The sequence below is a fragment of the Methanosphaera sp. genome, from assembly GCF_022768985.1.
Taxonomy (GTDB): Archaea; Methanobacteriota; Methanobacteria; order Methanobacteriales; family Methanobacteriaceae; genus Methanosphaera.
In genome coordinates this window covers 132,601-155,604 of the sequence record NZ_JALEKL010000009.1, presented here as the reverse complement: position 1 = coordinate 155,604, position 23,004 = coordinate 132,601, and the positions used below count along the sequence as shown (strand labels likewise).

Annotated in this window: 19 protein-coding genes and 1 tRNA gene; 15 read left to right on the top strand and 5 right to left on the bottom strand. The window is 31.5% G+C overall.

All coding sequences use genetic code 11. The features are described from left to right. Positions 1–28 precede the first annotated feature (28 nt). A complete protein-coding gene (gene serA / locus MRZ80_RS03995) occupies positions 29–1,606 on the bottom strand; it encodes a phosphoglycerate dehydrogenase (protein WP_292536367.1) in 1,578 nt (525 codons plus the stop codon). A gap of 299 nt (positions 1,607–1,905) precedes the next feature. Between serA and MRZ80_RS03990 the strand changes: the two genes are divergently transcribed. Further along, a complete protein-coding gene (locus MRZ80_RS03990) occupies positions 1,906–2,646 on the top strand; it encodes a hypothetical protein (protein ID WP_292536364.1) in 741 nt (246 codons plus the stop codon). Here MRZ80_RS03990 and MRZ80_RS03985 read toward each other — a convergent pair. Next, positions 2,641–3,663 (bottom strand): transcriptional regulator, encoded by a 1,023-nt coding sequence (locus MRZ80_RS03985; RefSeq protein ID WP_292536362.1) that lies wholly within the window; start codon positions 3,661–3,663, stop codon positions 2,641–2,643. The genes MRZ80_RS03990 and MRZ80_RS03985 overlap by 6 nt on opposite strands. Before the next feature lie 296 nt (positions 3,664–3,959). Here MRZ80_RS03985 and MRZ80_RS03980 point away from each other — a divergent pair, with 296 nt between their 5' ends. From MRZ80_RS03980 to MRZ80_RS03930, 11 genes are all read left to right on the top strand, one after another. After that, complete coding sequence (locus MRZ80_RS03980; RefSeq protein ID WP_292536933.1) at positions 3,960–5,216, top strand: tRNA(Ile)(2)-agmatinylcytidine synthase; 1,257 nt, start codon at positions 3,960–3,962, stop codon at positions 5,214–5,216. Positions 5,217–5,674: 458 nt separating this feature from the next. After that, positions 5,675–5,929 carry a hypothetical protein gene (locus MRZ80_RS03975; protein ID WP_292536360.1) on the top strand — a complete coding sequence of 85 codons (255 nt, stop codon included), beginning with the start codon at positions 5,675–5,677 and terminating at the stop codon, positions 5,927–5,929. 10 nt (positions 5,930–5,939) lie between these two features. Then, on the top strand, positions 5,940–7,937 hold the full coding sequence (locus tag MRZ80_RS03970; protein ID WP_292536358.1) for a V-type ATP synthase subunit I: 1,998 nt from the start codon (positions 5,940–5,942) through the stop codon (positions 7,935–7,937). Positions 7,938–8,034: 97 nt separating this feature from the next. Continuing rightward, on the top strand, positions 8,035–8,523 hold the full coding sequence (locus tag MRZ80_RS03965; RefSeq protein ID WP_292536356.1) for a V-type ATP synthase subunit K: 489 nt from the start codon (positions 8,035–8,037) through the stop codon (positions 8,521–8,523). Between the two features lie 62 nt (positions 8,524–8,585). Continuing rightward, a complete protein-coding gene (locus MRZ80_RS03960; protein WP_292536355.1) occupies positions 8,586–9,209 on the top strand; it encodes a V-type proton ATPase subunit E in 624 nt (207 codons plus the stop codon). 14 nt (positions 9,210–9,223) lie between these two features. Next, a complete protein-coding gene (locus tag MRZ80_RS03955; protein ID WP_292536354.1) occupies positions 9,224–10,381 on the top strand; it encodes a V-type ATP synthase subunit C in 1,158 nt (385 codons plus the stop codon). After that, positions 10,378–10,698 carry a V-type ATP synthase subunit F gene (locus tag MRZ80_RS03950; protein ID WP_292536353.1) on the top strand — a complete coding sequence of 107 codons (321 nt, stop codon included), beginning with the start codon at positions 10,378–10,380 and terminating at the stop codon, positions 10,696–10,698. The genes MRZ80_RS03955 and MRZ80_RS03950 overlap by 4 nt, the downstream gene beginning before the upstream one ends. Further along, positions 10,695–12,452, top strand: a complete 1,758-nt coding sequence (locus MRZ80_RS03945) for an ATP synthase subunit A (RefSeq protein ID WP_292536352.1) — start codon at positions 10,695–10,697, stop codon at positions 12,450–12,452. The genes MRZ80_RS03950 and MRZ80_RS03945 overlap by 4 nt, the downstream gene beginning before the upstream one ends. Next, positions 12,449–13,864, top strand: coding sequence for an ATP synthase subunit B (locus MRZ80_RS03940; protein ID WP_292536351.1), 1,416 nt, complete (start codon positions 12,449–12,451; stop codon positions 13,862–13,864). Before MRZ80_RS03945 ends, MRZ80_RS03940 begins: the two co-directional genes overlap by 4 nt. 47 nt (positions 13,865–13,911) lie before the next feature. After that, positions 13,912–14,565, top strand: a complete 654-nt coding sequence (locus MRZ80_RS03935; protein WP_292536350.1) for a V-type ATP synthase subunit D — start codon at positions 13,912–13,914, stop codon at positions 14,563–14,565. Between the two features lie 301 nt (positions 14,566–14,866). After that, positions 14,867–15,844, top strand: coding sequence for an ATP-grasp domain-containing protein (locus tag MRZ80_RS03930; RefSeq protein ID WP_292536349.1), 978 nt, complete (start codon positions 14,867–14,869; stop codon positions 15,842–15,844). A 58-nt stretch (positions 15,845–15,902) separates the two neighbouring features. Here MRZ80_RS03930 and MRZ80_RS03925 read toward each other — a convergent pair whose 3' ends face one another. Then, positions 15,903–16,058, bottom strand: a complete 156-nt coding sequence (locus tag MRZ80_RS03925; RefSeq protein ID WP_292536348.1) for a hypothetical protein — start codon at positions 16,056–16,058, stop codon at positions 15,903–15,905. Between the two features lie 189 nt (positions 16,059–16,247). Further along, positions 16,248–16,319 (bottom strand) — tRNA-Gln (locus tag MRZ80_RS03920). A 338-nt stretch (positions 16,320–16,657) separates the two neighbouring features. On the opposite strand from MRZ80_RS03920, the gene MRZ80_RS03915 reads away from it, so the two are divergent. Beyond that, complete coding sequence (locus MRZ80_RS03915; RefSeq protein ID WP_292536347.1) at positions 16,658–18,709, top strand: transglutaminase domain-containing protein; 2,052 nt, start codon at positions 16,658–16,660, stop codon at positions 18,707–18,709. 141 nt (positions 18,710–18,850) lie between these two features. Here the strand turns inward: MRZ80_RS03915 and MRZ80_RS03910 are convergent, their stop codons facing one another. Next, positions 18,851–20,686 (bottom strand): Coenzyme F420 hydrogenase/dehydrogenase, beta subunit C-terminal domain, encoded by a 1,836-nt coding sequence (locus tag MRZ80_RS03910; protein ID WP_292536346.1) that lies wholly within the window; start codon positions 20,684–20,686, stop codon positions 18,851–18,853. A gap of 193 nt (positions 20,687–20,879) precedes the next feature. Between MRZ80_RS03910 and MRZ80_RS03905 the strand changes: the two genes are divergently transcribed. Both MRZ80_RS03905 and MRZ80_RS03900 read left to right on the top strand, forming a co-directional pair. Beyond that, positions 20,880–21,848 (top strand): 5,10-methylenetetrahydromethanopterin reductase, encoded by a 969-nt coding sequence (locus MRZ80_RS03905; protein WP_292536345.1) that lies wholly within the window; start codon positions 20,880–20,882, stop codon positions 21,846–21,848. Between the two features lie 42 nt (positions 21,849–21,890). Then, positions 21,891–22,997, top strand: coding sequence for an archaeosine biosynthesis radical SAM protein RaSEA (locus tag MRZ80_RS03900; RefSeq protein ID WP_292536344.1), 1,107 nt, complete (start codon positions 21,891–21,893; stop codon positions 22,995–22,997). Positions 22,998–23,004 lie beyond the last annotated feature (7 nt).

The window sequence follows — 23,004 nt, the reverse complement described above, 5'->3', positions numbered from 1 at the left end:
GAGGAAGGTTAGGGTGTTGTTGTTAAACTTATAAGTTGAGTGTTTTTACACTTTCAATATCTTTTGTTTCTTCAAGTTTTGTTGCAACTTCTTCTGGTATTTCTTGGTCAACTTTAATAACCATTACAGCTTCTCCACCAGCAGTTTTTCTACCAACTTTCATTTCGCCAATGTTAATTTCATAGTCTCCTAAGATTTTACCAATTTTACCAATTGTGCCTGGTAGATCTACATATTTGATGATTGCCATAAGATTTTCTACTACAAGGTTTATGTCGTAGTCATCTACTGATATAACTTTTACATCACCGTTTTCTACTGTTCCTTCTATTGTAAATTCGTCACCATTTTCTGTGATTACATCTACTTTTATTGTAGCATCGTATTTACCGTTTTTGTCAGTTTCACCTTCTGTGATGGTGATTCCTCTCTGGTTTGCTACAGATTTTGCATTTATTGAGTTAACTGGTTCTGTAAGAATTGGGTTTAGGAATTCTTTTAATAATTCACGTGTAAGTGGTTCTTTTGCTCTTCCTGTAATTTCACCACTGTAGATGATTTTTACTTCTTTTATGTTTGGTGATGCTGTTTGTACAAGAATTTGTCCAAGTTTTTGTGTTAAGCTGAAGTATGGTTTGATTTGTTGTAAGGTTTCTGAATCTACGATGGGTACATTCAGTACGTTACTGGGGTTGTTACCATTAATCACTTCCTTAACTTCTTTAGCTACAATGATAGCTGCATCTCTTTGTGCTTCTTTTGTTGATGCTGCAATGTGTGGTGTAAGTACTACGTTATCTAGTGTTGCAAGTGGACTGTCTTCGAGTGGTTCATTTTCATATACATCAAGACCTGCTTTGAGTTCTGGTCTTTCTTTAAGTACTTCGTAGAGGTCTTCTTCGTTTATGATTCCTCCTCTTGCACAGTTGATTACTATTGCATGATCTTTCATACGTGTAAGTTCATCTTTGGATATTAATCCTTTGGTTTCTGGTGTGAGTGGTACGTGGATTGTCATTACATCAGCATTTTCTACTAGATCATCAAGTGTTGTAATTCTTACACCTAATTCTTTTGCTGTGTCTTCTGTTATGTATGGGTCGTATACAATTACATCCATTTCGAAAGCTTTTGCTCTTTTTACAACTTGACTTCCGATTCTTCCCATACCTATTACACCTAGGGTTTTGTTTCTAAGTTCCATTCCCATGAATCTGCTTTTTTCCCATTTACCTGCTTTTACTGATGCATCAGCAATTGCAATTTTACGGCTTAATGATAGGATTAATCCCATTGCATGTTCTGCTACTGTAATTGATGTGGATTGTGGTGCATTTACTACAAGAATTCCTTTGTCTGTTGCAGCATTTACATCGATGTTGTCTACTCCAACTCCTGCTCTTGCAATAATTTTTAAGTTTTCTGCTTTGTCAATAACTTCTTTTGTTACTTTTGTTCTACTTCTTACAATGATTCCTGTGTATTGATCAATTGTTTCTAGTAATTCTTCAGGTGTGATTTCTGGGTTGTTTACAACTTCAGCTACACCATCAAGTACTTCTATTCCTTTTTCATTTATCTTATCTGCAACTAAAACTTTCTGCATATAAACTCTCCTTTATAAGTTGAATTAAGTTAAAATCATATTTTTTTTAAAATATTTATATTAGTTTAGTTTTATTACCTTATTACTAAGATATATATAATTATATTTTTTTTATTATAAATATTCTATTTTTTTATTTTAAATATTTAAGAACTATGGAAGGTATTTTTACTAATATTTGTTTTTAATTTTATTTATGAAATTTAAAAATTTTGATATATTAAGAGAATCTATAAATTTAATATATAATATTATGGAAAAAATTTAAAAATATAATAAAGGGGAGGAATATTTTTCACATGACATTTAATGAGGTAATATTTGGAACTTCACCATTTTTATTTGCAAAACAATTTGGTCACAGATCCAGGTTATATGAACTTGACTTTCAAAGACAGCCAGAAAATGTGGCTAAAATTTTAGATAAGGCATATTCTATGGGTGTTGACACTCTTATGCTTCAAAAGTCTGATGAACTTGAATGTGCAATTGATATATCAATAGCAAATGGGTCAAAATGGAGGTGTGTTGGATTTACAACAATTGAAAATTTTGACTATTCTATGGAGTTATTTGCAAAATATGATACAAGTTGTGTTATTGTTGATGGTTTCTTTGTTGATGATAACCTAAAAGAAGGTAATTTTGATGAAATTATTAAATATCTAAGGTTAATAAAAGATGCTGGTTTCACAGCAGGTATTGAAACACGTATGCCATTTACACATCTTGACTTAATTGCAAATTCAGAGCTTATGGATTATTTTGATGTTTTAATGTTTCCACTTAACTTTTATGGTTATATGATGGATTGTAATTTCCTAAATAATGACAATAAAGCATTAATTAAGAATTTAATTGGTAAGTTTTCAGATAAAAAAATAGTTGCAAATAGAACTCTTGCAGCAGGTGTTCTTATGCCATCTGAAGCATATAATTTTATTAAGGATATTGATTATTTGGATTGTGTATGTGTTGGTATGGCTAATATTTCTGAAGTTGAAGAAACAATGGAAGTTATTAATAGTGTTAAATCATAACTCTTCAACTTCTTGTTTTCTTTCTTTTAATAATTTTTTTAAATCTTCAAAACTATCCATATTTTCTAGTTCCCATGTATATATAGAGGGTATATTTTTAACAACTTTTGTGTCTTTGCTATCTTCAAGAACAAAGAGTGCTTCATTTTGTGTAATTTGTGCAATATCCTTTGTTTGTTCAGCTATTTCATTGAGTTTCTTTTCATTTCTTTGACGTTCCATATTAGTAATTAGGATATTGTTACGAACAGTCTTCTTATTAATTTCTTTTTTAATCTTTTCAACCTCATCAATTGTATCTTCAAGCTTCTTTTTTAATTTATTTAACTTCTCATTTTCAAGCTTACGTTCAGATATAGCATCAAATGGAGTTTTTGATGAGGATTTAACATCATATCCAAGGTTAATTAATTCTTGTGGTTCTTTTATAACTTCATCAAGAGTCTTGTTAAATTGATCAGCAGTTGATAGAAGATTAATACCAACAGCAAGATTTGTTTGAAGAATTTCCTCAAGCATCATAATTGTCTCAGGATATGTTTGACTATTTCCCTGTTCATATTTATAAATAGTTTCACGAGATACATGACTTAAATCTGCAAGTTCCTTAAGTGATAAGTTATTTTTTTCACGAACCTCACGTAGAAGATTACCATCAACTTTAACATAATATCCACCACGTTTTGAAAGAATTTCAGGATGAATTTCATTAACAATAATATTACATAGTGTTTGTGGTGAAATTACAGGAAGTTCATAACGTTCATATACAACATCCTCTTCAAGGAAGTTATGTTTTGATTTAAGACCTATAATAATAGGATTTGCAAGAAATGTACCTGCTACTTTTGATAATTCTTCAGCTTGTTGTTGTGTTAAACTATCAATGTTACGGAAGATCTTAAGAATTATGAGAACATCATCCTTACGTGCAAGAATATCAAAACAACTTCTATCATAGATATTAGATGTTTTAAAATCATTCAATGTAAGTAAGACATTGATATCATTTAACATATTTTCCCTTGTAATTGAAGAATAATCTAATTGCATATATAATAATATATATTTTTTATTATAAAATATTATTATGAAAAATAACTACATATAGTATGAATTTTAATTATATGGGAAAATCATTGAATTTATATGGAAAATATAGTATGTAGTATAGATGGAATTATAGAAATTATATTTTTTTTTAAAAGAAAAAAACTTTAAATAAATATTTTTTATGGGAGTATCTTATTTTGAATAGCAAAAAACCAATAAAATTACACATAGGAATAGATGATACAGACTCAGCAGATGGAATGTGTACAACATATCTAACATGTATCATAATAAATGAACTAAAAAAACATAACATACAACCAGTAGGTTATCCAAGACTTATAAGACTCAACCCATTTGCAAGATATAAAACACGGGGAAATGGAGCATTATCATTTAAAGTAGAACTTGATGATAGAGAAGATGTAAATTTAATTGAAAAAATAGTACTTGATAATGTTGAAAAATATGCAATGTTTGATGGAGAAAATACAAATCCTGGAGTAATCTTCTATGAAGGTGAAATAACAGATGAAATGAGAGAATATGCAAAAAATGCAATATATCAGATATATACAATAGACTATGCACAGCAATTTGCAGATAAAATTGGTGCAAGATCACATAGATTTAAAAAAGGTCGTGGAATAATAGGTGCAATTGCTGCAATTTCACTTGAACTTACAGATGAAACATTTGAACTTCTTGCATATAGAATGCCTGAAAATATTGGAACAAAAAGAAAACTAGATGAAGCATCCATATTTGAGATGAATGAAATAACATATCCTGATACATTTGAAAATATTGATACAGACCAAAACTATGCAGCAATAGAACCACACACACCATGTCCAGTACTATATGGTATACGTGGAAATACGCCAGATGCAGTACTTAAAGCACATTCTATTGTAAAATCAGGTGAGGAAATTGCAGATTATTGTATATTTTCAACAAATCAACATACAGATATGCACATACAAGAGGGTGTAGCAATTGGTGATATGCAAAATACTGGATGTTATAAATTTGATTGTGTTGTATCTGAAGATCCACATGATATTGAAGGTGGACATGTATTTTTCAAAGTAGAAGATGGTAGTGGTTCTATTGAATGTGCAGCATTTGAGCCTACAAAATCATTTAGAGATATTGTTCGTAAATTAAAAGTTGGTGATGAACTTACAATATATGGTGGAGTTAATGATAATCATACACTTAACATTGAAAAATTTAAATTAAATAAAAAAGCTACAATATATTCATATGAAAATCCAGTATGTGAATGTGGAAAACGTATGAAATCAGCAGGAAAAGATAAAGGATTTAAATGTCCAAAGTGTAAAAATAGGATAAGATCATCTGAGAAAGTAAAAATTGAAATTCCACGTAGTGATGTAGAAGTTGGATTTTATGAAGTGCCAACTGAGGCAAGACGTCATCTTTCAAAGCCGATAATTAGAATTGAAACTGGTGCTGATAAAATATATATGAAAAATCATCAAAAAATGTAGGTAATTATTATAGTTATTTACTTTTTAATTACTTTTTAATTTTTTTTTACTAAAAATCATATTTTCTAATATTTTCAAAAAAATTAACCTCCAAATTTCATAGTTAAAATACCTTTTTTTTATAAAATTATATAACTAATAATACCTAATATATTATTATAAGATAATTTTATGAACATTTTAAAATTTTTCATAATACTTTTAGGTTATGTTAAATTTTAAGTTCTCATGTCTATTGGGGTGATATTTGAATTAGTTATAAATTTTTTATTTAAATTAAATATTACAAAGTGTATGCTCAGATCTCTTTAAAAAACAAAATATAAAGAGAGAAATTTTTTTGTTTTACTGGGTATATTTATAGAAAAAACAAAGATCATAAAAAAGGTGATTTATAAATGGCAAATATTTCTGATGCTATCAGTTCAATCAGACAAGCAGAGTCTGAAGCTGAAAGCATGATTGATGAAGCAAACACAAAATCAACTCAAATGATCCAAGAAGCTCGTTTTAAAGTAGATTCAGATATTGAAGCAGCTATTGCTGAAGCTAATGATGAAGCAAAACACATCATTCTTGCTAAAGAAGAAGAAGCAGGAAAAGAAGCAGTAGTTATAACCAATCAATCTGATGCTGACATTAAACAATCCCTAGCAGGATCAGAACAAAATGTTGAAAGCGCAGCTGATGTAATAATCGAAACCGTATTATAGGAGCAGTACTATGTTTAGACCAGCAAGAATGCAAAAATTAAGCATAGTAACATTGAATCAATACATTAAACCTGTAGTAGATGTACTCTATGAAAGAGGTCTTGTAGAAATAGAAGATCTTTCAGAACAAATAGGGGAAGATGAAGAATACACAGGCTTAGATGTATCAAAACAGGATCCTTATGCTACTAAGATTGCATCACTATCAATGAAATGTGATAACATCATTGATACATTAAAATCTGCAGAGCAAAAAACAGGTATGGTTGACGTTATTAAAGGATTCCTCAGTCCTAAAGAAATTAAACCTGAAGAAGTAGAAAATCTCTCTCCTGAAGATTTAGTTCAACAGGCTGAAAGTATCATTAATAAAGTTGATTCAGTTCTCAGTCCAATTGAATCACACATGAATGCAATTGGTACTGAAGAAAATAAATATAAAGACCAACTCAAAGTTGCAACTCAATTATCAAGCTTTGATATAGACTTTGCATATCTTCAAGATACAGAATATGTAAAATTCACAACAGGATTACTCCCAAATGAACACTTATCTGAAGCAAAAGAAGCAATTGATGAAGTAACTGATGAAGTTATTATATTTGAAGGTTCATCAAATTCAGACGGCGATACAGCAGTAACACCACTTGTTGTAGTATCATCAGCTGGATTTGAAGAGGAAATTTCTAGTATCTTAAGACGCTCAGAATTTGAAAAACTAGACATTACAGGATTAAGTGGTAAATCTAGTGAAATCATTGAAGCAGCTACAAGAAAACTAGATGAATTAAAAAACGAAAAAGAACAATGTGTAAAAGATATAAGAGAAGTTGGACTTCGTTCAAAAGATCAATTACTAGTTTTAAATGAACAACTTGCAATTGAAAAAGAACGTACAGAAATCTACTCTTGTTTCGGTGAAACACAAACAACAAAAATGTTTAAAGTTTGGGTAATGAAAAAAGACGTTGATGAAACTTTAACAGTTATTGATCAAGTTACCGAAGGTAACAGTATCATAGAAGTTGAAGATCCTACACAGGAAGAAATCGACGAAAATAAAGTACCTGTAAAACAAGACAACCCTGGTTTTGCAAAACCATACGAGTTACTTGTTAACATGTATTCAACACCAAACTATAACGACTTAGATCCGACAATAATTATGGCATTATTCTTCCCATTCTTCTTCGGTTTCTGTTTAACCGATGCATTCTATGGAATTATAATTGCAATTGTAGGATTTGTATTATACAATGGAATTGGAAAAGTAAACAAAACATTCAAATCATTTGGAACAATACTCACCCAAATGGGTCTATGGACTATATTGCTGGGTCTGTTAACTGGAGGTTTCATAGGAGACTTTGTACCTAGATTTATCTTAGGTGATGCTAACGCACCACTACCAACAGTAATTCCAGATATAAATGCATTCGCACATCCAGAAAACATCTTGATTTTAGCAATCATCATAGGTTTAATACACCTCAACATAGCATTCTTATTCGGTATGATAGACAACATAAAACGTCACAACATAAAAGAATTATGTGGAAGTCAATTATGTTGGGTATTAATTGAACTTGCTATTGTTGGTTTACTTGTAGGTGGAGTAGTACCATTTGCTGTATTATTCATTATAGCATTAGTATTATTAATCTACGGTGCAGGTGCAATGGGAGTTATGGACATTTTCGGATTTATCGGAGATGTACTTTCATACTCAAGACTTCTTGCTTTATGTCTATCCACTGGTGGTATAGGTATGACAGCAAACTTATTATTCCAGTTACTTGGTGACATGATCCCATTCGTAGGAATAATAATAGGAATAGTTGTATTCTTTGCAGTACACTTATTCAACATTGCTTTCCAATCACTCGGTTCATTCATTCACGCATTACGTCTCCACTTTGTTGAATTCTTCGGAAACTTCTACAATGGAACTAGTGAAGCATTCGAACCATTTGAAGCAGAAAGAGTATATACTAAAGTAAAAAAATAAGTAAAAATACTTTAGTATTAAAATTATTTACTTAAACAAAACAAAATTATTATATTAAAAAAATAAATTTAAATTCATTAAATTGGAGGAAAATATCATGGCAGCAGAATTAGCATTAGGTTCAGCCCTAGCTGCAATTGGTGCAGGAGCAGCAGTAGGATTTGCAGCATTAGGTTCAGGTATCGGTCAAGGTATAGCATCTTCAGCATCTGTAGGTGCAGTAGCAGAAGATTCAGGTATGTTTGCACAAGGTTTAGTATTCACAGCTATTCCTGAAACTCAGGCTATTTACGGTTTCCTTATCGCTATCTTATTATTAGTATTCTCAGGAATTATGGGAGGATCTCCACTTGGAGTAGCATCAGGTTTAGTAGCAATTGGTGCAGGTGTAGCAGTTGGTTTCGGTGGTCTTGGTTCAGGTATGGGTCAAGGTATCGCATCATCAGCATCCGTAGGAGCAGTTGTAGAAGAACCAGATATGTTTGCACAAGGTTTAGTATTCACAGCTATTCCTGAAACACAGGCTATTTACGGTTTCCTTATCGCTATCTTATTATTAGTATTCGGTGGAATACTCGGAGCATAGAGTTAAAAATAAAAAGGCTGATTTTAGCCTTTAAAATTAATATTTTTTTCGGAGGAACGTAGATGAGCGTTGGAGCAGATAAAATAATAGCAAATATTAAAAACGATGCTAAAGTAAAATCTGATGAAATTATCTCCAAAGCTACAGCTGAAAGTGATAAAATCATAGCAGATGGACAAGTTAAAGCACAACAACAAAAAGAATCCATCATTGAATCAGCTAACAAACAAGCTGATATGAAATATCAACAAATAATTTCAGAAGCAAAAGTTAATTCAAGACGTAAAGAATTAGAAGCACGTGAAGAATTAATTGAAAAAGCTTTCAGAATTGCATCAGAAAAAATCGAAAAATTAGCATCTGAAAATTCCGCAAATTATGTGGAAGCATTAAAAAGAATGATTGAAGATGCTTCTGTAGAAATAGGAAGTAATCAACTTGAAATTTTCGTCAGAGCAGACGATATTGATAATGTAAAAAATATGATTGACGAAATCTCAGCATCTGTTAAAGAACAGACTGGTGAAGAAATATCATTCATCATTGGAGCACCAATTGACATTATTGGTGGAGCTGTAGTAAGCACAATTGATGGTGATGTTGAAGTTAAAAATACAATTGAAGCACGTATGCTTCGATATAGAAAATATCTAAGATCACAAGTTGCAAAAACATTGTTTAACTAATGGAGGAGATTTAAATGGAAGAAACCATTACAGGAATCATAACATCTCTTGGATTCTCTTCTATTGAGTCATTCATGGCATTATTAGTTGTAGGACTTGCTGTAATTGGAGCACTCATTGTAGTAATTACATTCAGACCTTTAATGGAATATTACCCATACACTTATCCTAACTCAAGGGTAAGAGCAAAAATAGGTAAAATCTTCAATGATAAACAACTTACAGAATTAACAGAAACAGAAAACGAAGACGAATTTAAAAACTACTTAAGAGGTCACAAAGACTTCGCAGGTTTAGTTGACAAATACCCAACAGAACAAGCACTTGATGTAAACCTTGCTGAATCATATGATTTACTTGCAAGAATTGCACCTAAAGATCTTAAACCAACATTTGATTTAATGCTTGATCAATGGGATATTAAAAACATTAAAAGTGTTTTAATTGCTAAAGAAGCAAAACTAAACGAAGAAGAAACAAACGAATTACTCGTACCTTACGGAGTTTTAAAAGACGATCTTTCAAAACTTGTTGAAGCAGATTCTGTACAAAATATGATTGTTGCTCTTGAAGGAACACCATATGCAAAAATCTTAGAAGATGCACTTCCTGATTTCAATGAAAATAAAACATTATTAACATTAGAATCAGCATTAGATAATTACTATTATGAAAGATTACTAGCAAAATCAGCAGATCAATCTGATGAAAACACTAGAATGTTACACAGTTATGTAGGAACTCAAGTAGACATTGCAAACATTAAAATAATATTAAGAGCAAAATCTGATAACTTAAGTTACGATCAAATTAAGCCTTATGTTATAAAAAGCGGATATGAATTACGTGATTGGAAACTTAAAGAACTCATGGAATCTGAAGATATGACTTCTTTATTAAGCAGTATTGAAAGTTCACAATATGGTAAAATTATCATAGACCATATTCCAGAATACAATCAAACTGGATCTATCACAGTATTTGATGACGCATTAGATGGATACGAAAGAGATATGGCAAATAACATATTTAAGAAAAAACCATTCGGAGTAGGTCCAATCATTGGTTTCTTAAATAAAAAAGAAACTGAAATTAAAAATCTAAAAATTATTGCAAGAAGTAAAAGAGGAAACTCAATACCTAGTTCCGAAATTAAGGAGATGTTATTATGAAAAATAATATAGCTATAATGGCAGATCCAGATACAGTAACTGGTTTTATGTTAGGTGGAATCAAAAGTGGATTCCCTGTACATAACAAAGAAGAATCAAAAGCTACTTTAAAGCAATTAGTTGATGATGAATATGCAATCATCATAACTACAGAAAAAATTGGTGATGAATTACGTGATGATATCACAAAATACAGTGAATCAACAGCATTACCAATGATAATAGAAGTACCCGATAAGTCAGGTTCACATAAAAGAGAAACTGACCCAATGAATGCACTTATTAAAAGAGTTATTGGGGTTGAGATGGTAAAATGATCACAGGAAATATTATTAAAATTGCAGGTCCGGTTATTGTCGGTGACGGTATGCGTGGTACCAAAGTACACGAAATGGTACGTGTAGGAGACATAGGACTCATAGGTGAAATTATTGAACTTCACGGCGACACAGCTACAGTTCAAGTATACGAAGAAACTGCTGGTATTAAACCAGGAGAAAAAATTGAAAGTACTGGTGGTCCACTCTCAGTAGAATTAGGTCCTGGAATACTTAAATCAATTTACGACGGTATTCAAAGACCTTTAGATGAAATCAAATTCAAAACAGGAGATTTCATTCCTAGAGGGGTAGACGTACCAGCATTAGATAAAACAAAAGAATGGAGCTTCAAACCAACAGCACAAGTTGGAGACGAAGTAAATGGTGGAGACATCATAGGTACAGTAGATGAAACATCATCAATTGAACACAAAATTATGATACCACCTAAAATGTCAGGTAAAATTAAATCAATCGTAGCTCCAGGTAAATACACAATTGTTGACGATATTGCAGAAGTTGAAACTGAAAACGGTATTGAAACAGTTCAAATGATGCAAATTTGGCCAGTACGTGTAGGAAGACCATTTGTTAACAAATTAGACCCAGATGTACCTCTTATAACAGGACAGAGAGCACAAGATACATTCTTCTGTCTTGCAAAAGGTGGAACATCAGCTATGCCAGGACCATTCGGTTCAGGAAAAACTGTAACACAGCAACAATTAGCAAAATGGGCAGACGCTGATATTGTAGTATATATCGGATGTGGAGAACGTGGAAACGAAATGACAGAGGTACTTACAGAGTTCCCTGAACTAGAAGATCCAAAAAGTGGAAATCCTTTAATGGACAGAACAGTTCTTATCGCAAACACATCAAACATGCCTGTAGCAGCTAGGGAAGCATGTGTATACACAGGTATTACCATTGCTGAATACTTCAGAGATATGGGATACGATGTAGCTCTTATGGCAGACAGTACATCAAGATGGGCAGAAGCTATGAGAGAACTTTCAGGACGTCTTGAAGAAATGCCTGGGGAAGAAGGTTACCCTGCTTACCTCGCATCAAGACTCGCACAGTTCTATGAACGTGCAGGACGTGTAACAACAATTGGATCTCACAAAGCTGAATCATCCATTACAATTGTAGGTGCAGTATCACCTCCTGGTGGGGACTTATCTGAACCTGTTACACAGAACACATTACGTATTGCAAAAGTATTTTGGGCACTTGATGCATCACTTGCTGATAAACGTCACTTCCCTTCAATTAACTGGTTAAGCAGTTACTCACTCTATGTTGACAGTATCACCAAATGGTGGACTTCTGAAATAGGTGAAGATTGGAGAGAATTAAGAGATACAGCTATGGCTCTTTTACAGAAAGAATCAGAACTTAACGAAATTGTACAACTTGTAGGTCCTGATGCACTTCCACCAAAAGACCGTGTAACTCTTGAAGCAGCACGTATGTTAAGAGAAGACTTCCTTCAACAAAACGCTTTCGATGATACAGATACATACTGTTCACCAGAAAAACAGTACAACATGTTAAAAACTATCTTACAATACAACACAACAGCACAAGCAGCACTTGCTGATGGTGCAGATGTAGATAAACTTGTAACATTAGATGTAAGAGTAGATCTTGACAGAATGAAATACGTTCCTGAAGACGAATTCATGACAAAAGTTGAACAAATCAAAGAAAGTATAACAACACAATGTAATGAGGCTTTACAATGAATGATATAGATGTAAAAACAAAAGAATATACAACTGTAGCAGAAGTTTCAGGTCCTTTAATGATGGTTGAAGGTGTTGAAGGTGTAGCATTCAACGAAATCGTAGATATTGAAACACCAGATGGTTCAATGAGAACTGGTCAAGTTCTTGAAGTTAAAGATGACCTTGCAGTTGTTCAGGTATTTGAAGGTACAAGTGACCTCAACACAGAATCAACAAAAGTTCGTTTCACAGGAGAAACAGCTAAAATTGGTCTATCAACAGACATGCTTGGAAGAATATTCAACGGTATAGGTAAACCTATTGACGGTGGACCTGACATCATTCCTGAAGTAGAGTTAGATGTAAACGGTTCCCCAATGAACCCAGCAGCAAGAGAATTCCCTGCAGAGTTTATCCAGACAGGTATTTCCACAATTGACGGAATGAACACTCTTGTACGTGGTCAGAAATTACCTATCTTCTCTGGATCTGGATTACCTCACAACGACCTTGCAGCACAGATTGCAAGACAAGCAAAAGTAATTTCAGAAGACAGTGAGTTCGCTGTAATTTTCGGTGCTATGGGTATTACTCACGAAGAAGCAAACTTCTTCATGAACGAGTTCGAACAAACTGGAGCTCTTGAAAGAGTAACAGTATTCATGAACTTAGCAGACGACCCTGCTATCGAAAGAATTATGACACCTAAAATGGCTTTAACAACAGCAGAATACCTTGCATTTGAAAAAGGAATGCACGTACTTGTAATTCTTACAGATATTACAAACTACTGTGAAGCTTTAAGGGAAATTTCATCAGCACGTAACGAAGTACCTGGACGTAGAGGATACCCTGGTTACATGTATACCGACTTAGCAGGTATATATGAAAGAGCAGGACGTATATCAGGTAAACCTGGTTCAATTACACAGATGCCTATATTAGTTATGCCACAGGACGATATTACTCACCCAATTCCTGACTTAACTGGATATATTACAGAAGGTCAGATCGTACTTTCACGTGAACTTGATAGGACAGGTATCTACCCACCAGTAGATGTATTACCTTCACTTTCAAGATTAATGAGTGGTGGAATTGGTGACGGACGTACCCGTGAAGACCACAGTGGAGTATCAGACCAATTATATGCTGCATATGCAGAAGGTCGTGAACTTCGTGACTTAACCGCTGTAGTAGGGGAAGAAGCATTAACCGAACGTGATCTTAAATTCTTAGAATTTGCTGATGCATTTGAAGATCAATTCATCAGACAAGCTAAAGATGAAGACAGATCAATTCAAGAAACTCTTGACTTAGGTTGGAAATTATTATCTATCTTACCTGAAACTGAACTTAAACGTGTTAAAGAAGAACTTATTGAAAAATACTTACCTAAAGAAGGATCAACCGAATCTTCTGAGGAATAAATTCATTTATTCTTTCGATTTAAGTATCTCAGTATAGGAGGCTAAATATGGCAGATGAAAGATTAGACGATGTTAACCCAACACGTAATGAACTTCTTAATCTGAAAGATAGAGCAAAATTATCTACTAAAGGACATAGTCTTCTTAAAGAAAAAAGAGATGCTCTCATTAAAGAGTTTTTCGAAATTCTTGATCGTGTTCAAGGTTCTCGTGATGAAGTTGAAAAAAAATTAACAATCGCATACTCAGAACTTAATAAAGCTCAAATAGACATGGGAGATATGGCAGTAAAACGTGCAGCTTTATCTGTACGAGAATCTCTTGAACTTGATATTACTTCCAGAAGTATTATGGGAGTTTCAGTACCAGTTGTAAAAAGTAAAACTACAACCAACGATGTAATAAGCAGAGGTTACGGTTTTGCTGGAACTTCAGCTAACTTAGATGTAGCTGCAAAGGAATTTGAAGAATCTATAAAAATTATTATAGAACTTGGTGAAATTGAAAAAACCATCATGCTTCTTGCAAAAGAAGTTGAAGCAACTAAAAGAAGAGTAAATGCTTTAGAGCATGTAACTATTCCTCGTATTCAAAACACAATCAAATTTATTGAAATGCGTTTAGAGGAAATGGAAAGAGAAAGTTTTGCACAACTTAAAGTTATTAAGAAAAACATTAATGCAAGAGAAGAAGCAGAATAGATTTCATGGATTTTTCCATGATTTTCTTTCTTTAAACTTCTTTTTTAGAAAAAGACTATTTTTTTTGAATTATATTTTTTTACTTATTTTTATCTAGATTTTATTTTTTATATTAGAATTCTATTTTTTAATTAAATACTTATTTTATGTTTAACATATCTATATCCATTAATTAATTTTAAGGGGTTGTATTTTTATTAGTAAATTTTTAGTTGTAGGTTCAAATACTCGTGCTGTTGCAAAATCCTTAAAGCAGTTAGGTCATACTGTTTATGCTACTAGTTTTTTTGATATTCTTGATATGCATGATTATGTAGATAAGCTTATTATTATTGATAAGCCTGGTTATAATAATGTTGATATTGAAAATTTAGCTCTTAATTATGTTGTTGATGTTGATTATATTATCTGTTGTGGAGATATTGATACATCTCGTTTTCCTAAATCTAAGATTATTGGAAATAAAGATACAGGTGCTGTTAATGATAAGTATAAGTTGTATAAGAAGTTACATAAGAATTTCTTAATGCCTGATACATATCTTGTATCTAGTATGGATGAGGCTGATGAAATTGTACAAAATTATCCTGATAAAAGATTTATTACAAAGCCTGTTAATGGTTCTGGTGGTAAGAATATTAAGTGGTTTGATGCAAGATTTGAATATGATGATAAGTTTTTACTTCAGGAATTTGTTGATGGAAATAGTGTTAGTACATCATTTTTAGCTTATCCTGATCATAGCACTACTATGGTTACATCTTCTGATCAAATTATTGCTCCTCGTGGACTTGATAAGAGTGATTTTTCATATTGTGGTAATATTACACCTTGTATTAATCATATTGATAAGCTTGAAAATATTTCACAAAAGATTGCTCGTATGTATAAGCTTGTTGGATCTAATGGTGTTGATTTTATTATTAAAGATAATAAGGCTTATGTTATTGAGGTTAATCCTAGAATTCAGGGTACTTTTGAGTGTGTTGAAAATTCATATAATATGAATATGGCTCAGGCTCATATTGATGCATGCAGTGGAGTTGAAGTTCAAATGAATCCTGTGTCTAGTTTTTGTGTTAAGTTGATTGTATTTAGTCAGAAGAAAGCTTGTTATGATTTACGTAATATTGATTGTGTGCATGATTTGTGTGATATGAATTATGTTTATGATGTTGGTGATCCTATTGCTACACTTGTTGTTTCAGATAAGATCCTTGAGAATGCTATGAGTAGAACTCGTTCTTTGCAGAATTTAATTTATAATTCAGGTTTTTAAAATAAAAGTAGCTATTAAAAAAATGGAAGGAAGGTTAAATTAAAATAGTAGTTAGTGTCTATATTATATGGAATGCTATAAATATGTATAGAATTACTCCAGCTGCTATTGTAAATGTTGAAATTATCATAAGTCTTGTATATAACTTAAATAATTTTACTCTTCTTTCTGGATCTTCATCTAAATATTTAGTTACTACATCTTCATATGGCATATCTTCTACTACTCCCTTAAATTTATTTTATTAAAAGTATAATATCTGTTTGTTAAATATATATTATGTTTATAGTTATATTAAAATAGTTTGTTTATTATATATATTTATAAAATTATTATGTAAAATTAGATTTTAAATTAATTGTTGTTAAAAAGAGAAGTTTTTTCCATATTTTTTAGAAAATAGTAGTCCCGAGCGGAGTCGAACCGCTGTCCCCGGTTCCAAAGACCAGGAGGATTGCCACTACCCTACGGGACTAACTTATATGGCTGTGCTCAAGGCACATATTAATATATACTTATCATAGTATATATACTTTTCGGTTTGACTTGTTTTTCAATTAAATATGACACTACTTTTAAATACTTTCTAAACTAAAAATATAGTTAAGAATTGAAAAAAAGATTCTTATTTCAGAGCTTATTAATTTTTTTATTAAAAAAAATGACTATAGATAAAAGAATTGATTATCAAAAAACAAATTTTAGAAAAAAAAATCAGAATATAAAGGTGTAAATACCTTACTTAGTCAAAATTAAATAATATTTCATATTTTGGTTTATTATGGAGGCGGTAAGATTAAGGCTCATTTATTTTTGATTTTTTTAGTCACATTATTTATCGGAGCAGGAACTGTTGTAGCAGCAGATTCATCTAATCACACTACATTATCTTTAGATGAACAGCCAACAGTAACATCTGATAATTATGATCACTCATCATACAATGATATTACATCATATAATGTTAATTCATTAAAAAAATCAAATTTTGAATCTAATGATAATGTAAGCATAAAATCTGAAAAAACTGAATCAATTCAAACTACAAACAATACAACAAAACAACAAAAAACAGCCACAGCAAAACAAATAGCAACACAATCAAAATCAGACATAAACATACAACTAGATCCAATAAAAACAGTAAGTAATCAAACAATAGAAGTTAATGCAGTAGTAAAAACAACATCAGGAAGTAAAGTAACAGGACCTGAATCAGTGCTAAAAATCAATGGAATAACAAAATCAAGAACTACTGTAATCAATGGAATCGCTACATTTTATCTTGAAATTCCAAATTGGACATCAAAAGATTATGAAATGCTAGTGAAAGTTGGAGAAACAGATTCAACATATGGAGGTTCTACAACTTCAACACTAACACTACAAAAGCGTAACATTGTAATTGATTTACCATCATATTCAGAAGATGGAAATAGTAATGTTGAATTTAAAGCTAATGTATACTATACAGATGGACGTATCCTAGCTGATGCACCAGCTGTATTTAAGTTAAATGGTAAAACAATAGGTTCAACACGAGTAAAAAATGGAGTAGTAGCACTTAACTACACAGCACCATCAAGTGGAGAATACTCACTTATGCTTAAAGTTGGTGAAACTTCATATACTAATGAAAACTCAAAGACATCAAATGCTGTCTTTAGAAGTTCTTCAAAAATAATAATTAATGACATATTTTTTGCAAAAAAAGGTAGTGCAGTAACAATAATTGCACAAATTTTAGATTCAAAAAATAATAAAATAAATACAGGAACTGTAGCATTTAAAGTAAATGGAAAAACAGTTGACAATGTAAAAGTATCAAATGGTGAAGCAAAAGTTGTATATTCAAATACTGATGCATTATCTAATGTAATAAATAATATTACAGTAAAATACTCAGGTAATAGTTATATAACACAATCAAATGCAACATCAACTCTTCGAGTACAATCAAGGGTAGCAAACTATTCCTATGCTGATGTTCTCAGAAAAGCAAATGATACAAAAGTTTTCATTGAAAAATGGGGACAACTTCCAAACTATGTAACATTTCCAGATGACCATGTATCACCTGAGGATTTCCTCTACATGTTATGTCAGGTATATACTGATAATTCAACATTCTGTGTAGCAGGATTTGATAATGGTGTTACATCAAAAACAAATTGTAATAATGAAAAAATATACAAAGAAGACTACATTAAACTTGCAAATGAAATAGTTCAATGCTATGCTAAAAATGGACGTGCTCCAAGAACTCTTGAAGTAAATGGTAAAGTTATGGACTTTGCTGATGCATTCTATTTCTATACAAGAGCTGTAGCATATATTGCAAATCATGGAATATGTTCTGCATATGGAACTGTACTTTCATTTTCAGCTGGAGATGAACCATATCCTGTACCTGAGGGATATGAGGATTATGTAAAAAGAACAGCAAACTGTGAAGTAAATGATTCTGCAATAAAACAAGCAGTACATACAGCAATATCTGGTGTTACAGGTATCTATAACCAGGCAGTTGCAATATTTAACTATGTACGTGATAGAACATCATATAGTGGATATTATAATACACGTTATGGTGCAAAAGGTACATTAAGTCGTGGATATGGTAACTGTTGTGATATGTCAAATCTTGTTATTGCAATGATGCGTACACTTGGAATACCAGCAAGATATAACCATGCAACATGTTACTTCTCAAGTGGACTTGTAACAGGACACGTATGGGCAGAAGTATATATAGATGGTAAATGGTATAAATGTGATGCTACATCAAAACGTAACAGCTTTGGAAATATTGTAAATTGGTATAGTTGTACTAATCATAAACGATACATAGAACTACCATTTTAGAATTATTTCTAAGGTTATTTAACTTTCTTTTTTTTTATTTTTTTTTAATATTTTTATCAAAAAAAAATTTATTCTATTTTTAAAAATTAGTCTTCTCATAAAAAAGGTGGTTATGGGGAGGGTGAAGATATCTTTCTTATTTTATAATTTTATATCATCAAGTTGAGCTATGAAGTTGTCAAATCCAACTTTTTTAATTGTATCTGCAACTCTTTCTTTTTGTGGCATATCAGCGAGTTTATTGTATAAAATTAATACTTTTTCAATGAATTCAAATAGTTCATCTTCATCTTTAATATCAACTTTACGTCCTTCTACAACTTCACGTCCACTTTTACCTCCAAGGAATACTTCAAATCCCATATGATCTAGTTCAATTGCATTATTTGGACATGCACGATAACATTTACCACAATCAATACATATATCACTATTTGGCACTGCAACATCTGTGAAGTCTATTGCATCAACTTTACATACCTCAGCACAACGTCCACAATTTACACACATGTCAGCATTTACTGTTGAATATACAACTCCCATAATACCAATATCATGTATTGTAGGTCTTACACATTTATTTGGACATCCTGATATTGCAATTTTAAATTTATATGGTGTTGGATATTCTGCAAATTTTTCCTCAATTTTATCAGAAAGTGCAAGTGTATCAATTAATCCCATTTTACAGTGTTTATCTCCAGGACATGCAATTGTTGATCTGAGAAGTGGTCCTTCAGATCCTGATACCAGGTCACGTTTTTTAAGATCATCAATAATTACAGGTACCATGGATGATTTTGCATTGTGAAGTTCATATGCTCCACGTGTTGTAATTTTAATTTCAAGATCATATCTTTTTGATATATCTAGTATATCTTCAAGTTGTCTGTGTGTATACCATCCTGATTTTCCTGCTTTAAGACGTATGAAATGATTTCCATCCATCTGTTTTCCAACACCAGGATAGTCTCCCATCCAGTAGTATGATACTGGTTTTCCTTCATCTTGTCTTTTTGTAACATTTACCATGAATCTGTTAAGTTTATGTTCATGTCTTGTTTTTGGAAGATCTTCTGTATCTTCTGTTAAATCTAGTATGTCTTTGAAGTAGTTAAGTTCATCTTTTCGTATGTTAATACATGTTGTTTTTCCTTCAACACCTATTGAAATATCTGCCATGTTAGCTTCATAGTCATTACATAATTTACATCCTTCATTCATTGCAATTGGTTTAAGTGGAAGTGTGTATGTGTCATTTTCTGTTTCAACTTTAAGTTTTGGAACTTCTCTTTTGAATTTTTTTACATCTTCAATATTAATTCCTTCACTTCTTAGAACTTCCATCATATTTCCATGATCATATTTTTCTGTACAGAAATGACCAATCAGATATTTTATCTGTGGTATTTTTACAGGCTTATGACCTTTGAGACTTTTTTCAAGTTCATGTTTTGCAATATATGGGAAGTATTGTATTTTTCTAAATCCTTGTATTTGACATGGAAGTGCTACTATTGCTACACGTTCAAGGTCAATTTCTCCCATATGCTCTAGTGCTGCAAGAGGAGATTGGTAGTAGTTATGTGTGTGTTCTTCAACTTCTAGTTCTCCTGGCTCATTTACAACAAGTGATAATGATTTCCAGTGGTCTTCACCTACAATTATTGCACCATCTATTTCATCTTTATCCATGAGTGTTTTAATTATAGCTTTTAGTGCATCATCATAGCTTAGTGGTGTTGTATATCTGTGATCTTCTAGTTTTTCTCTGATTTGTATCTGATATTTTGATGATGATACTCTTGGACATACTTCATGGCATGTTCCACGTCCATTTCTTAGACATTTATCTGTAAGAGTTGGCACATCTTCAAATGTAAGTATATTATTTGGACATAGTATTGTACAAGTTCCGCATTTTGCACATTGATCTGTGTCAATAATATTGTTTAATAGCCAATTTTCTTGTTTCATATAAATTGTTACACTCCTATAAATTCAATTTTTTTCTTAAATTTTAGTATATTTTGTTATTAAAAATTATATGTTAAGTAAAACATAGTATTTATTAATAAAAATTATTTTTCTAATAATTAATAAATCTATATCAAATTTATTAAAAATTAATTAATTTTATATTCAACTAAAAAATAGGGGATTAAATCAGATGAAATTTAGTTTAGAACTACTTCCAAATGAGCCAATAGGTGATGTTGTTGATGTTGTTAAGGTAGCAGAGAATATTGGCTTTGAAAATGTATGGATTACAGATCATTATAATAATCGTGATGTTTTTGAAGTACTTGCAATTATTGCACATGAAACATCAACAATTAAGATGGGATCAGGTGTGTCAAATCCATATGTACGTAATCCTGTTACAATTGCAGCTGCAACTGCAACACTTGATGAAATATCAAATGGTCGTGCAATTGTAGGTGTAGGTCCTGGTGATAAGGCTACAATGGAAACATTAAATATTTCATGGAATAAGCCTGTGTCAACTGTTAAAGATGCAATAGGAACTATCAGATCTCTTGTTGATGGTGATAAGATAAATGATAATAAAGCATCACTTAGTGGTATAAGTAAGGTTCAAGACTATATTCCAATATATATGGCAGCACAAGGTCCACGTATGCTTGAAGCTTCAGGAGAAGTTGCAGATGGTGCACTTATTAATGCATCAAATGAAAAAGACTTTGAAGTTGCAATACCACTGATAAATAAGGGAATTGAAAAATCAGCAAATAAGGATAAGAAATTTAATTATGCAGCATATACAGCATGTAGTATTGAAGATGACATGCAAAAAGCATATAATAATGCAAAGGTAGTTGTGGCATTTATTATAGCAGGAGCACCAAGTGTAGTGCTAGAGCGTCATAACATACCACTAAGTATTGCAGATGATATTAATGTTGCCCTTGCAAGTCATAACTTTAAAAAGGCAGCAAGCCTTGTAACGGATGATATGTGTAATGCATTTGCTGTATGTGGAAATCCAGAAAATATAATGGAGAAAATTGAGTTATTTGAAAATATTGGAATTAATGAATTTGTTGTAGGTTCTCCAATAGGAAAAGATAGGCTAAATTCACTAAGATTACTAGAGGATGTACTGGCATCATTCTAAATAAAAATATGAAATAAATATAATAGGGGTTTATGAGTTAATATGCAGATACAAAAGATAAATAAACAATTAAGAGAAAATGCAATAGAAAATATTAAAAATAAAAGAGAACGTAAAAAAGATAAAAAGCCAATAAATAAGTATGCAGCAAGCTGGGCAGGAGAAGATAGATTATATGATTCTGTTGGATATACAATCTTTATTGTTCTTCCAACAAGTGGATGTCAATGGGCTGTAGATACTGGTGGATGTACAATGTGTAGTTATATTGCAGATTCACCACTTTGTCCAATTAGTGATGATCAGCTTATTGAAATATTTGATGAACAATGGAATCGTCAACTTGAAAAGACAGATATTACATCACATGAAAATGTTGCAATAAAACTCTTTGTATCAGGTAGTTTTCTTAATAGAAATGAAGTTGCAGAAAATGTACAAGATCATATCTTCAATGAATTTAATAAGTATGATAACATAAAAGAGGTAATTGTTGAATCAAAACCTGAATTTATAGAAGAAGATGCACTTATTCATCTTGCATCACTAATACCTGATAAAATATTTGAAATTGGTATAGGTCTTGAAACATCAAATGAACAAACACGTCTTAATAATATTAATAAGGGAATTACAAATAAGTCATTTGAAGATGCAGTAAATAAAATTAATTCAATAAAAGATTATGATGTACGTGCTAAAGCATATCTTCTTGTAAAACCAATACTTCTATCTGAAAAAGATGCATTAAATGAAGCAGTACAATCTGCACAATATGCAAAAGATGTAGGTGTAAAACGTCTTGCATACTGTCCTGCAACAGTACATGGAGGAACACTAATGGATTCACTCTGGAAACGTGGATCATACAATCCACCATGGATATGGACAACAGTTGAAATAATAAAACAGGTACGTGCAAATGTTGACATTCCAATGATAATGGATACAGCAGGATTTGGAACAAGACGTGGCCCATATAATTGTAAAAAATGTAACTCAAAACTTAAAAATCTTATAATTGAATCAAATCTTAAACAAGAAGTTACAAAAGAACTTGAAGAATTTACATGTGCATGTAAAGATAAATGGGAAGCAGATCTAGAATTTAGCGATGTTTTAAATACAACAACAAATCCAAAAGCATAAAAATGAC